Annotated in this window: 9 protein-coding genes; 1 reads left to right on the forward strand and 8 read right to left on the reverse strand. The window is 46.6% G+C overall.

Annotation, left to right across the window (positions count from 1 at the left end; translation table 11 throughout):
* Positions 1-760 precede the first annotated feature (760 nt).
* Positions 761-3,613 (forward strand): TonB-dependent receptor, encoded by a 2,853-nt coding sequence (locus J3L11_RS03380; RefSeq protein WP_207570039.1) that lies wholly within the window; start codon positions 761-763, stop codon positions 3,611-3,613.
* Positions 3,614-4,020: 407 nt separating this feature from the next.
* On the opposite strand, the gene J3L11_RS03385 is transcribed toward J3L11_RS03380, so the two are convergent.
* From J3L11_RS03385 to J3L11_RS03420, 8 genes are all read right to left on the reverse strand, one after another.
* Positions 4,021-5,577 carry an oligopeptide:H+ symporter gene (locus J3L11_RS03385; RefSeq protein WP_133037667.1) on the reverse strand — a complete coding sequence of 519 codons (1,557 nt, stop codon included), beginning with the start codon at positions 5,575-5,577 and terminating at the stop codon, positions 4,021-4,023.
* Positions 5,578-5,797: 220 nt separating this feature from the next.
* Positions 5,798-6,163 (reverse strand): YajD family HNH nuclease, encoded by a 366-nt coding sequence (locus J3L11_RS03390; protein WP_189615802.1) that lies wholly within the window; start codon positions 6,161-6,163, stop codon positions 5,798-5,800.
* Positions 6,164-6,198: 35 nt separating this feature from the next.
* Positions 6,199-8,163 carry a choline BCCT transporter BetT gene (gene betT / locus J3L11_RS03395; protein ID WP_207570041.1) on the reverse strand — a complete coding sequence of 655 codons (1,965 nt, stop codon included), beginning with the start codon at positions 8,161-8,163 and terminating at the stop codon, positions 6,199-6,201.
* Between the two features lie 310 nt (positions 8,164-8,473).
* Complete coding sequence (locus tag J3L11_RS03400) at positions 8,474-9,088, reverse strand: DUF502 domain-containing protein (protein WP_207570043.1); 615 nt, start codon at positions 9,086-9,088, stop codon at positions 8,474-8,476.
* Positions 9,089-9,285: 197 nt separating this feature from the next.
* Complete coding sequence (gene phoU / locus J3L11_RS03405; RefSeq protein ID WP_133037671.1) at positions 9,286-9,987, reverse strand: phosphate signaling complex protein PhoU; 702 nt, start codon at positions 9,985-9,987, stop codon at positions 9,286-9,288.
* A 28-nt stretch (positions 9,988-10,015) separates the two neighbouring features.
* A complete protein-coding gene (gene pstB, locus J3L11_RS03410; protein ID WP_189615808.1) occupies positions 10,016-10,837 on the reverse strand; it encodes a phosphate ABC transporter ATP-binding protein PstB in 822 nt (273 codons plus the stop codon).
* A gap of 36 nt (positions 10,838-10,873) precedes the next feature.
* Entirely contained in the window at positions 10,874-12,529 is a 1,656-nt protein-coding gene (gene pstA / locus J3L11_RS03415) for a phosphate ABC transporter permease PstA (RefSeq protein WP_207570045.1), read from the reverse strand.
* Positions 12,530-12,574: 45 nt separating this feature from the next.
* Positions 12,575-14,827 carry an ABC transporter permease subunit gene (locus J3L11_RS03420; RefSeq protein WP_207570047.1) on the reverse strand — a complete coding sequence of 751 codons (2,253 nt, stop codon included), beginning with the start codon at positions 14,825-14,827 and terminating at the stop codon, positions 12,575-12,577.
* Positions 14,828-14,888 lie beyond the last annotated feature (61 nt).

The raw sequence follows: 14,888 nt of genomic DNA on the forward strand, positions 1-14,888 counted from the left end.
CTTGTTGCAGCAACACCCATTAAAGGTGAGTAAGCCGAGTAAGATGCGCAAAGCGGCGTGGAATGGGGACTTTAGATCTGAACTTTTCTTTGGTTAACACATTTAACAAAGCTTAATCCCGCCCTGTCGTCAGCATATGTCGTTAACGTAGCGATAAGATTGCAACTGCCACGACAAAAAATCGGTGAACAGTTAAAAATCCCAGACTGATAGCTCAAATATTTTTTCATCATAAAAAATTTGCATTATTAACCATCCATAGTTAATGACGCATTTGTTTATCAAAAAAAACAATAGCCATTACATAACATATTAATTTTAAATAAATAAATTAACTACCCAACAATAATAAAAGACATTTAACACAATTAGACACAATGATGAAAACAAGCTGTAGATCTCATTCCATACAAATAGTTCTATTATAACCATTATTAATCATACAATTATTAACAAATATCAATATTTAATTTAACAATTACATGATCTTTTAATTGCTATAAATTTACATTTAAAAATGAATATGCAAAAAAATTGAATGGATTATCAAAATAACAGGCGTTAACTCGAAATATATATTTTGTCAACATATCGGATAGCCGCCACCTAAGATATAGCTAACATTTGTAATAGCAACGTTGTGATTTTAACGATGAATGATATATTTCCTTTCTTATTGTCAATAAATGTATAGTTAACTCACTAACTGTAAATTTAATTTATATTAACAAATAGATAACAACATAAAAAAGGGAGACCTATGCCAACCAAAACTAAATTGGCAGAATGGATTGCTATATCGCTGTTGGGCAGCGCTGCAATATCCATCTCAGTTCAAGCCGCCGAGAACGATAAGAAAGATGCAGATTCACAAAAGTATGAACATATTGAAGTGACAGGATCTCACATCGTCAGAGAAAGTGCATATGCACCGACACCGGTAACTGTAGTCACTGGCGAAGAACTACTAGGTACTGGTGTCACCAACATAGGTGAAGCGCTGAACCAACTACCTGCTCTCGGAAGTACTTATTCACTAGCAAACTCGGGCGGTAGTTCTATTGGTACTGCGGGTTTAAACATTCTGGATCTTCGTAATCTTGGAACATCCAGAACATTGGTGCTGGTAAACGGTAAACGTCATGTATCTAGCGAGGCAGGCACCGCGGCTGTCGATGTTAACACTATCCCCAGCGCATGGGTCGATAAAGTTGAGATTATTACTGGGGGCGCCTCAGCAATATATGGCGCAGATGCTGTGACTGGGGTGGTGAACTTCATCCTAAAGAAAAATATCACCGGTCTTGATTTTAATGCCTCCATTGGCACAGCTGACGATAGCGATTTTAGTAAAAAACGTGCATCCTTCTCATACGGTACAGATATAGATAATGGCCGTGGTAATATTGCATTCTCAGCTGAATATTCAGGCCAGAATAATCTTTCAGCAATGGATCGCAATCAAACCAGCATTGCTTATGCCTCAATGGCTAACAATACTCCGGGGCGAATTGATGATAACAATCCTAACAACCCAGACAAAATCTATACTGCAAATTCTGGTTACTACGCCATCGCTAACGATGGGCGCTTTAATCTGAATGGTTGGAAAAAATTCAATTCCGATGGCAGCATCAGCGATGTGAATCTAGGTAGTAATGTTTACAACTACTACTGTACTGATTGTGATTCCATTAACTTGAATCAATTCAACGAACTACAACCAGAATTCAAACGCTATAACTTCAACTTCAAAGGCAACTACGATATCACTGAGAGCGATTCAGTATACTTTGAGACGAAATATGTACGTAGCGATGCAACCAATAACTTCCAGCCCGCATTCTTCTTCTTTGATCCCGTTAACACAGTCTCGATAGATAATGCGTTTATGGATCCTGCGCTACGCAAAATGATGCAAGATGCAGGGAAAACATCGCTGACCATTAACCGCTTCATGACAGATACAGGTTTACGTGTTGAAAACGATACCCGTGAGACACAGCGGTATGTATTGGGCATGGAAGGCACAATTGCCTCCGAATGGAATTACGATGTTTACGCCGTTTACGGTCAGACCGACCTGAAACGTGAGAACGAAAACAACCTGATATACGACAACTATATTAATGCACTGGATGCTGTGAAGGACGAAAATGGAAACATCGTTTGTCGCAGTGAAGCTGCTCAAGCTGATGGTTGTGTACCTATTAACATTTTCGGTGAAGGTGCCCCTAGCCAAGCTGCTATTGATTATATCAATGTTAACCTGACAGGAACTTCCGTCATCAAACAGACAGTTGTTGGTGGTAACATCACTAATTCTGGCTTATATGAGCTGCCAGCTGGTTATGTCGGATTTTCTACTGGTGTTGAATATCGCAAGGAAGAAAGTGCCATTCACGAACCAGATTATCCAAAAGAGACATTCTTTAACTCTTTAGGTGAAGATCATGGTTCATTTAATGTAAAAGAGGTTTACGCAGAACTTTCTATCCCATTACTGGCGGACCTGCCATTAATTCGTCAACTGGATCTGGATCTAGCCGCACGCTATGCTGACTATAGCTCTATAGGCTCAGCAACTACTTGGAAGACCGGTTTAAACTGGGAAATCTCTGATGAGTTGCGTATGCGCGGTACTTATTCCAAAGCTATTCGTGCGCCGAATATCAGCGAACTCTATGGTGCCTCCAGCGAGACCTATTTCGGAGTTGATGATTCTTGTAAACTCGACAATCTGAATAACTTGGCCAACTCCAGTACACGTCGTAAAAACTGTGCTGCATTGGGTATTCCTGGTGACTTCAACTCAAATTACGACGCAGCGTCCATCAAAGGTGAGCTAAGTGGTAATCATGAATTGGATCCTGAGAAGTCCACCAGTTATACGTTGGGTGCGGTCTTCCAACCTACGGCAATATCTGGTTTGTCTTTATCGGTTGACTACTGGAATATCAAGATTGATGACGCCATTAGCAATATCGGTGCTCAAGACATTATTAACAAATGTCTTGACTCAGAAAATGGTATCAACAACCAGTATTGTGCGTTGATCACTCGAGATCCAAATACTCATGAAATCACTCTGATCCAGAGCCATTCTTTGAACTTGGCAAAATTGGAGGCCTCCGGGGTAGACTTTGACCTTGGATACGACATGGATCTAGGTAAGGGCACTTTGTCTTCTAGCCTGATCGCCACTAAGCTCATTCGCAATCGCAGCTATGACTTCCAAGATGACCCGACTAATTATCAGGATTACGCTGGAACTTCTGGGACCCCTGAATGGCAGGCTAACGTTGACCTGAGATATACCTTGGACAACTGGCAAGCAAAATGGCGCACCCGCTATATTGACAGCGTAGACCTGTATACACCTCAGGATCTGGAACGCAATGCCAACCCCAATAGTCTGATGGATTACGGCTCCTATTTCATCAGTGATATGTCTGTTGGCTACCAGTTCGATAACGGTCTAGGACTGAAATTTGGTATCGACAACGTGTTTGACCGTGATTTGCCATTCGGCACAATCGGCACCGGCACAGGTTCTGCCATGTACGATAACGTTGGGCGTTACTACTACACTACCGTGAGCTTCAAACTCTAATCTACGATTGCTAATTGACAAAACGGTGGCTCCTGCCACCGTTTTTCTTTCCCTGATGCCGCGCATCAAAAGCAGTTCTAGGCTATTCATCATTGCCCCAGTGTAGGAACAACACAGCGTTTTAATGCTAAACCTGCATATCGACCTTCTCACTCCGACGCATATACTTACACTAAGCGTCAAACGGCTTTATTTAAGCAATCTGCCTATGCCTCGTTTGGATATGTGACTGCAGAACTGATTTACGTCGAAGGCTGCATGGCCAACTTATATCAGCAGACAATTCTTGTCGTTCTTTAAACCTTGGTAAACCCAACCAAAACTACGCAGCTAGTGGATGTTGATGCTTACATAAAAAAACCGGAAGCATATTGCCTCCGGTTTTTGACTAAAATGACAGTGCTATTTTATTGCTCGGTTTTCACATCTGATAATGCTGCAGCAGCGCTATCGTCATGACCATTACCATTGTGAGAATGGTGAGTTTCTGTCAGACGGCGCATTAGCGGCAATACGGCAAGCGCGATCAAAGTACAAACGACAGCAGCAATCCCCAGTTTATTGAACAAGCTGGTGTAAATCGGCAAGGTCTGTAACGGATCCTTAATATCTTCTGGCACACTGGCAAAGTTTGCCACTACCCCGCCAAGATATTGAGAAATGCCGGAGGCCACAAAGTAAGCCCCCATCATAAAGCCGCCCATGCGAGCTGGTACATAGCGGGCGATCATTGCCAAACCGAGCCCACTCACCAATAGCTCACCCAAAGAATAGGAACCATAGCCCCAAATCATGATCCAAGATGAAGTTTTACCTTCAACAGCAAACTGCCCGGCAAAGCCATAGATAAAGAAGCCAACGGCCACTACCGCAAAACCAAGGGCGAACTTACCGGCGATCGAAAAATCCTTGTTATTGCGTCCTGCCCAAGAATAGGTCCATGCCAACACAGGGCTCAGCACCATAATCCAGATAGGGTTCAGCGCCTGGAACTGTGCGGGAGACCAAGTCCAAAGGTGCATGCCCAGCACATTAAATTCCCAGTCGACGTTACGCAACGCAAACAATGCCAGTGATGTAGACATTTGTTGGTAGAACACGAAGAAGAATACCGTTTGCACAGTCAGTACCAAGGCCGCAATCAATCCGGCACGTTCACTAACTTCACTACTGCGGATCAGATGAGCAAAGATCGCGAGCACAGCAATACCAGCAGCATAAACAAAGATACGCGCAACTGTCTGATATTCTAGAATTACCGCAGACAACACTACAGAGGCTGCAGCAACTGCCAGCACAATAGCCAGCTTGGATTTGTCCACCGGGCGAGAATCTGGCTCTGAACCATATTCACTAACGGTCTTACGCATAATAGCGTAGTTACCTAACCCAACCAGTAAGCCCACGCAGCAAACAGCAAACGCCGCATGCCAGCCAAACTCATTGCCATAGGTTGCATTAACGTAATCCTTAATCCATGGGGTCAACAACATGGAGAAGGTAGAGCCGACGTTAACCGCCATGTAATAGATAGTGAAAGCAGAATCGATTTTTGAATCGTCGCCTTCATAGATTTTGCGGACTAAGTTACCGGCGTTAGGTTTAAACAAACCATTACCCACCACGATAACGCCAAGGGCACCAAACAAGAACCAAGTATTCTCTGTTGGTACCGTCATCAGTGCATAACCAACGGACAACACACCGGCACCCAACAACATAGTACGTTTAGTACCAAGGATTTTATCCCCAACCCATCCACCGATGGCGGGAGAAACGTATATCAATGCCGCGCAGGCACTCCATACCAAGTTTGCACGGCTGTCATCAAAGCCGAGACGCTGTACCATGAAGTACACAATCAGCGCCTGCATGCCGTAATAACCAAAGCGTTCCCATAGTTCAATAAGGGACACAGTCATAAACGAGTGTGTCTTGCTTACCTTAGCTGCGCCAAGAGTCATATTGCTTGCTTCCATCATTGTTGTAGTAATGTTTAAGGCCAAGAGTATAAGTCGAGCGCCGATGTAAACCAATGCTGTAAATCGGCAAAACAGACTTTGTTACAAAAGCCCTGAGTGTTTTTTATACCAAAAAAAGTGCTTATTATGGCGTGGGTCACATCCACTGTCCGACATTTACCAACCGCACTAAAAAACGCACCCGAAATAAGGTGCGTCTTGGTCATTTCTGATCCTTTTTGGCCATCATTGCCTTGAGATCGGCAAATGGACTAAAGGTTGCGGGAGCCTGCTTGGTTTCAGACGTATCGCCGTATGACACCAACTCCTCAAAACGGGCATGCTCGTTGTCATGACAATACAAGCACAACAGCTCCCAGTTAGAGCCATCCGCTGGATTGTTATCATGATTGTGATCACGATGATGCACCGTGAGTTCACTCAGATTTTTATGAGTAAATTCACGGGCACAGCGACCACATACCCAAGGATATAGCTTTAGTGCCTGCTCTCGGTATCCCTTTTCCCGATTAGCCCGGTACTCTCTGGCTTCAGCCAGAACTCGATCCAGTTTGCTCTGAGTTGTCATGCCACCTATTCCTGCATTTTACGACGTTTGCAACCTTAATTACTGACATACTCTGCATTGGAAAGATGCAGGTAATGCAGGTATTTCTCATACTGGGTCACCACATCAGCCTGTAGCTGCTCAGGCGTATACCCCATGACATCATAATACTGACCACCATGTTCGAGAAATACTTCGACGCGATAATAGTGTCTATCCTCGGTTTCAGGCAATCCTGGCAGGATAAAACTGCGAATTCGCAAGGCGTATACAAAGGTTTGCAGCTCTGGATCATCGATCATCAGTCGCACACGATCCTGTTCATGCTGTAACTTGACATCAATGCCACGCTGCGTGAATTCGCGCTCAACGTTGCCCAGCGCCGGCTCCGCGACCTCGTTCAAATAGCTTCTGGCTTCAGCATAACTCGGGTGTGAAACCAGTACCTCCAGATGCTTCTGCCAAGGGACACTGGTCTGAGAATACTGCACGCTGGTGTTATGTAAGCGCACGCTCATCAGCTTCAGTCTGTCGTCCTTCAGTGCTTTAAACAAGCCAATACACATCAGCAGCATCACCACGAGAAACGGCATCGCACTGGCGATTGAAGCGGTTTGCAACGCTTTCAGCCCTCCTGCGAGCAATAGTACCGATGCCACTACACCTTCCAGCAACGCCCAAAAGATCCGTTGCCAGACCGGCGCATTCTCATCACCACCTGAGGTGAGGTTATCCACCACCAGAGAGCCAGAGTCTGACGATGTGACAAAAAAGGTTACCACCAAACACACCCCTAAGATGTTCAAAAATCCAGACCAAGGCAAATGCTGGAAAAAGGTAAATAGCGCCACTGAAACATCTGAAGACACTGCATCGGCGAGATATTGAGCACCATGATTCATAATGGCGTCAATGGCCGAATTACCAAATACCGTCATCCATAAAAAGGTAAAACCGGTTGGTACAAACATCACTCCGACCAAAAATTCGCGGATAGTGCGACCACGAGAAACTCTGGCGATGAATGTCCCCACAAAAGGCGACCAAGAGATCCACCAGCCCCAATAAAACAGCGTCCATCCTCCAAGCCAATCGTTTTTCTGCTGATAAGCATATAAATTGAAAGTCTTATTAACAATATCGCTGAGGTATGCACCAGTGTTCTGAACAAAGTGCTGTAATAGGTCCACCGTAGGTCCCACTAACAGCACAAACATCATCAATAAAAATGCTAACCCCATATTGAGTTCGCTAAGGATCTTGATGCCTTTATTAACCCCGGATACCACTGAAGCCGTCGCCATCAGCGTGATGACACAGATAAGTCCTACCTGCACTGCCGCCGATATTGGAAAACGATCGCCTAACAAAAAATGTAGACCAGAGTTAACCTGCGCCACCCCAAACCCAAGAGAGGTCGCAACCCCTAACACGGTGCCAAGTACCGCTAAAGTATCAACACAGTGTCCTATTGGCCCATATATCCGGTTGCCGATCAGTGGATAAAGCGCACTACGAGGCAGCAAAGGCAATTTATGGCGATAGCTAAAATAAGCCAAACTCAGCGCCACGATGGCATAGATGGCCCAGGCATGAAGTCCCCAGTGAAAAAAGGTAATTTTTAATGCTTCTTTCGCAGCGGCCATCGTTTGCGGATCCGCATCAGGAGGCGCGAGGAAGTGCATCACAGGCTCCCCAATGCCAAAGAACATCAGCCCGATCCCCATGCCAGCAGAGAACAGCATGGATATCCAGGTTTTATAACTGAAATCAGGCTCTGAATGATCGGGTCCCAGCTTAATATCGCCGTAACGACTCAGCATGATGAACACCACAAACAGCAAAAATATGGCAACGGCCAATACATAGAGCCAACCAGCCTTTAGCTGTAACCAGGTCTGCACGTTACTGAACAATAGCTGTGATTGTTGCGGCCAGATTGCCGCCGTCAATACTAAAGCCACCAGACAAATAACGGACGAAAAGAACACAGGTGGATTGATACTCGATTTTTTAGACATAAATGCTCCCATCAGATGACAGGTTGCTGCTTGTTCAACCCTTTACCGATATGTTGTTATTTACTGCAGCAACCAAAACATTGCCAATGGGCAACAGCAAAAGAAATTCAGCTACTACGCTGCTCCGCGGCAAGGCCAGGACAACCTTTGAAAATGGAGCAACACTCCCGCCGGCTTATGGGGCGGGAATTTTGGCTATCGGGGTACAGAACCGATCAACCACTGAGATTACTACTGTTTTGGCAACAATTCGCAGCGATTATACACAAATTTTGCCTAGATGGGGGAACGTTTATAACCGTTTATACGGTTAATCGCCCAGTTTGTGGTGAGGTTCATGATCTGCCACGGGTGATTGCGAGATCCCCGCTGTAAGGTTAAAACGCATGGCTTCTTCAAATGACCAGTCAACTTTGATGAGATCTTCCCGTTTGACCAAGCTAGTAACCCCGGCCATCTGATAGGACAACTGAAACAAAACTGGCACCCAATCGCCTTCAGGTAAAGCATCTATCAGCGGCTGCGGTGGCGTATCTGTCATAATAAACCCCACCACATAACCGCCATTAGCTTGGCGCACTAACACAGTTTGCTGTGACTTCGGCTTGGAGGGATCGCGATTCATCAATGAAGCGATATCGCGGATACTGCCATAAACGGATTTAAACAGAGGGAAACGCATCAGTTGCCGCTCAATCCATCCCCATAACCACACCACAGGACTTACCGAAAACAGCAATCCCGCAATGAATACCAAGGCCACCACTAACAGGAAACCCGCGCCAGGAAATAACGAGGGCGCATGTACCAGCGTCAGCAATAATTTCCCCAGCTCATCCAATGATGCGAACAACGACCAGAACAGCCACAGACTGAGCGCCATCGGCAACAGATTGAGCAGACCACGGATTAGGGTTTGTTTCATGTTTCCCTCACATCAACAACGTCGACATGACGCTGCGGCGCTTATCTTAACACCGCCGCCCTATAGACCTCTATGCCAACAACGCTTCTGTCAGTCATTTCAGCAGCATCATGCTGAACATTGGCTGGCATTTGTCCAAAAAGCCGCCGCCATAAAAAACGCCAGCAATGGCTGGCGTTTAGAGACTGATTTCACTATCAGTCCTTTTCCATCTCTTCATAAGAGACATGACGGACATCGCGGCCTTTAACGTAATAAATCACGTATTCGCAAATATTCTTACAACGATCCCCTACTCGCTCAACAGCCCTTGCAGCCCATAGCACATCGAGAATACCGGGAATAGAACGGGGATCTTCCATCATGTAGGTCATTAACTGGCGAATGATACCCTCGTACTCTTTATCCAGCTTGGCGTCTTCTTTATGTAACTCAATGGCAGATTCAGCATCCATGCGTGCCAATGAGTCCAACGTTGAGTGCAATAAACGAGTGGCATGACGGCCCATACTTTCGATACTCACCAGCAAAGGTTGCTGATTATTATTGCGTTTTTCCAAAGCGGCTTTGGCAATCCGCACACAGGCATCGCCTATACGTTCCAAGTCAGCGATGGTTTTAGAGATAGCGATAACCAAACGTAAATCGCTGGCGGCCGGTTGGCGCTTGGCAATAATGCGTGTGCATTCTTCATCAATGTCCACTTCCATGCCATTCACACGATGGTCGCCATCAATTACTTGTTGTGCCAACTCAGCATCCAGCGCTCCCAGTGCATCCAGCGCCTGCTCTAACTGGCGTTCAACCAAACCGCCCATCGCCAACACTTTATTGCGAATATCTTCCAGTTCGGCACTGAACTGACCGGAAATATGCTTATTAAGATTTTTATTTTCCATAAAATCTGCCTTGGTTCAGTGTGAGCCGTTAACCATAACGACCGGTAATATAATCTTCAGTTTTGCTTTGCCGTGGCGTGGTAAAAATGGTGTTGGTATCACCATATTCCACCAGTTCACCCATATACATAAAAGCAGTTTGGTCCGACACTCGCGCCGCCTGTTGCATGTTGTGGGTGACGATCACCACGGTAAAGCGGGTTTTCAGTTCGGTGATTAACTCTTCAATTGTCAGTGTCGAGATCGGGTCCAACGCGGATGTTGGTTCGTCCAGCAATAACACTTCTGGTTCAATGGCAATCGCACGGGCAATCACCAGACGTTGCTGCTGACCGCCTGATAAACCAAAAGCGTTATCGTGTAAACGATCTTTGACCTCATCCCAAATCGCGGCACCACGCAGTGAGCGCTCACAGGCTTCATCCAGCTCGCGCCGATTATTAATGCCCTGCAGTCTCAAGCCATAGACCACGTTTTCATAAATCGATTTGGGAAACGGATTGGGGCGCTGAAATACCATGCCCACATTGCGCCGCAGTTTGGCAACATCCACTTTCTTATCATAAATATTGTGGCCATTAAGCAGAATTTCGCCATCGATACGGCAGTTATCCACTAGGTCGTTCATGCGGTTAATACAGCGCAACAAGGTGGATTTACCACAACCACTTGGACCGATAAAGGCAGTCACTTTCTTCTTGGGAATTTTCATCGACACATCAAACAGCGCCTGTTTGTCACCGTAGTGCAGATTAAGGTCACGGATCTCCAGCGCCGTCTGTTCCGGCGGCAGATTTTTTAGATCAACCTTGGCTACAGCGGTCATTAATGAGGCATCAATCGAAATCATAGGTTGTTTCTGTCCTGTCTCTTGCACTGGCGGTTATCAGTTTTCCAGCGAACGATATTTTTCACGCAGATGGTTACGCACGCTAATAGCCGTCAGGTTGAGCGCCACTATCACAGTTACCAACAGGAACGAAGTGGCGTACACCAATGGCCGTGCGGCCTCTACATTGGGGCTCTGAAAGCCCACATCATAAATATGAAACCCGAGATGCATAAACTTACGTTCCAAATGCACAAAGGGGAAATTCATATCTACCGGCAGGTTGGGCGCCAATTTCACCACTCCCACCAACATCAGCGGCGCGACTTCGCCAGCAGCACGTGCTACGGCCAAAATCAAGCCGGTCATAATGGCTGGGCTTGCCATTGGGATCACTATCCGCCACAAGGTTTCCGCCTTGGTCGCGCCTAACGCCAGACTGCCCTGACGAATAGCACTCGGGATACGTGACAGCCCTTCCTCAGTAGAGACAATCACCACGGGTAATGTCAGAATAGCTAAGGTCAATGCTGACCAGATCACGCCCGGCGAACCAAATGTGGGGGATGGCAGCGCTTCTGGATAAAACAATTTGTCGATAGAGCCGCCCACCATATAGACAAAAAAGCCCAGCCCGAATACCCCGTACACAATTGAAGGAACGCCAGCAAGATTAATCACCGCAATCCGGATAATTTTGGTCAAAATCCCTTTGCGAGCGTATTCATGCAGATAAATTGCAGCAATCACGCCAAAAGGTGTCACGATAATGGCCATTAACAACACCATAAATACGGTACCGAAAATAGCCGGGAACACTCCACCTTCAGTGTTGGCTTCGCGGGGATCGTCACTGACAAAATGACCGACGCGAACGCACCATGTAGTCAATTTCTGCCAGAAGCCCATGCCATTGACATAACTGACATCCAGTACCGTATCCAGCGGTAAAGTCACTTCCTGGCCGCGCATATCTTTAACAATTACGGCGTCGCGTCCGGCCTGTTCACGCAGAGAAAATAGCTGTTTTTCCAACACCTGATACTTTTGCTGCAACTGTTGACGCTGCTGCGCCAGTTCTGCCTGACGTTCTGCTGTCAATGCATTATCCAGTTCATATTTACGACCTTTAAGGCGTAACCGCTCCAGATCATAATTGACTGAGCCGATGTCCTGCTTCTGCAACTGCTCTGCCTGTTTATTCAGCCCAACCGCCCGCTGAATATACTGCTGCAACGTATCGGCAATGTCGCCCTGTGCCGGCAAGCGCTGCCCCGCTTCAACAATCGCGACGGGATAGCCATAAAAATTACCGTTTTGGCTGCGCTCGATCATTGCCACGCCAACTGGCGCGCTGCGGCTAACAATGTCGGTTTGCAGGATCCAGCGAAAATCTAGACTGACAAATTCGCGATTACCCGTTTTGACAAGGAAACGATTCACAAACTCACCGGGATTAGCGGCGAAGTGATGCCCCGCGGCGACTAAACGCTCAGTAGGCACCTGTTCGCGGTCGTGAATTTCCCCAATCAGCGTATAGGGTTTACCGTTCTCATCCTGCATCTGCCATTGATAAATAGTCGCTGGCCAGAAATAACTGAGTCCGCGCCAAGCGATTAACAACAGCAAGCCTAATACGGCAATCAGGCTAATGCTGACGGCGCCGCCAGTCATCCAAATCCAAGGTGCACCGGATTTAAACCATTTCCCCATCACACAGCCCCTTGCTTATATAAACGCGTCATCTGCTCAATACCCTTACAGCGAGCTGTATCGTTCACGCAGCCGTTGGCGCACCACTTCGGCAATCGTGTTGAAAAAGAAGGTGAAAACAAACAGTACAAAGGCGGCCAAAAACAGCACCCGATAATGCGAACTGCCGATAGCTGACTCGGGCATTTCTACCGCAATATTGGCTGCAAGCGTGCGCATGCCCTGGAAAATACTCCAATCCATAATTGCCGTATTGCCCGTTGCCATCAGCACAATCATGGTTTCGCCTACTGCACGCCCAAGCCCCATCATCACGGCAGAAAAAATACCGGGACTGGCAGTCAACAGCACCACTCGGGTAAGCGTCTGCCAACGGGTAGCACCTAAGGCCAAACTGCCGTTAGAAAGATGGCGTGGCACCGAAAAAATGGCATCTTCGGCAATTGAAAAGATGGTGGGAATGACCGCAAATCCCATGGCGATACCGACAACCAAGGCATTGCGCTGGTCAAAACTCATTCCCAGTGTATTGGTAATGAACTGACGGGTGTCGCCGTGGAACAGCCACAATTCGATAGATGGGCTGATGGCAAATGACAGCCAACCGAAGAAACAAATCACCGGGATCAGCAATAACTCTTGATAGGTTTCAGGCAGTAGCAGTTTGATCCGCACCGGGAGTTTCGACCAGATAAATGCAGTGAGCAATATGGTCACCGGTAGCAAGATCAGTAATATCAGCAAACCCGGCAGATGGTCTTCTATCAAAGGCGCCAACCATAGGCCAGCGAGAAAACCGAGGATCACTGTAGGCAACGCTTCCATAATCTCGATGGTCGGTTTTACTAATGAGCGGACCTTTGCTGACATAAAATAGGCGGTGTAAATAGCCCCTGCTATCGCCAAAGGTACCGCAAAAATCATGGCATAAAATGCCGCTTTAATGGTGCCGAATGCCAGTGGCATCAAACTGAGTTTGGCTTCAAAATCATCCGAGCCAGAAGTCGATTGCCAGACATACTGCGGCTCTGGATAACCTTCATACCAAACCTTATTCCACAGCGCGCTCCAAGACACTTCTGGATGGGCGTTGCTCACACCTAACAGTTGCAACTTGTCATCCGCCAGTACTACCAGCGCGTTGGCTCGGGGGCTAAATCCCATAGCGACCGGCTTAGTTAAATCAAATTTCTTGGAGAATAACTCGCGTTCACTGGTGGTATATAACAGCTCTAAACGACCATCTTCGCTGACAGTGGCAAAACTCTTACGGTAATATTCACTGGCCAGCACCTCTATATTGCCCAGGCCTTTAAATTCACGAATGAACTGATACAAGCGGCCGTGCTCACCTGCCACCTGAAAATACTGTGCGACCACACCGGTGTTATAACTGACAAGTAAGGAACTAGCACCCGCTAACAGACTGATATTACTAACCTTGGCCTTGTTCCTTTCCAAGTCCAGCACTTGCATTAAGCTGACATCGTCAATATCACTAATGTCATAGATGAAGACTTTATTGCCAGACTGCAGCATCAACTGCCGTTGATCGGGTGTCAGCAACTGATGCTCCACTAACGCAGGGGTATTGGGTAGCAGCTTACGATGATGCTGCCATTCCGTTTCTTCCGTCAGCATATTTTGTTCACCATCAAGCCGCGTAAGAAACCACTGCTGCTGAATGCCACGATAGGCAAAGCTGACTTTGCTACTGCTGTAAGCGAATACTAATTGCTGTAACGGCGCACCGTCTTCAGCCACCGCAATCAAGGGCTCACCCATCGGATAACGCAGCCCAGGCGTAATCAGTCGTTTATTATCTGGATAACTGACACTGAAATTAACCCCGGCAAGCAACGCCTGACCATTATCTAGCCCCAAAGCAAATAACTGCTGATTAGGCACCGATGCCGCACTGCTCACCACTTTGGCACCAGCAGGGATTGGCAATTGCATAGTCTGTTTAGAGGTATTGGCAATCCGATAAAAATCCACGGAGCCTTGCTCGCTGGCCCGATAGATAATTTCATTCTGTTCATCGGTACCGACCATCAGTGTTTTACTGTCTGCCACGACCGGGATACTGCTCAAAGGTGTTACTTTTGCAGCATCAAATACTGGTTTAATGACATATAATAGATAGAAAAATATCAGCAACAACGCCACGAATACCATGATGCCACCTACAGTGACACCTATCTTGGCCAACAGATCTTTCAACGCCCGGCGATTGCCGCGTTTTTCCATCAAAAAATCATGGGATGCTGAAGCAGGCTTAGAGACCTGACTTTCCATCGAAAACCTCTATTATTTAATCTATAAGGCGTGTCACTATTAGTGTCAGCCCGGCCGCAAT

The organism is Shewanella sp. 4t3-1-2LB, assembly GCF_017368415.1.
GTDB lineage: Bacteria > Pseudomonadota > Gammaproteobacteria > Enterobacterales > Shewanellaceae > Shewanella > Shewanella fodinae.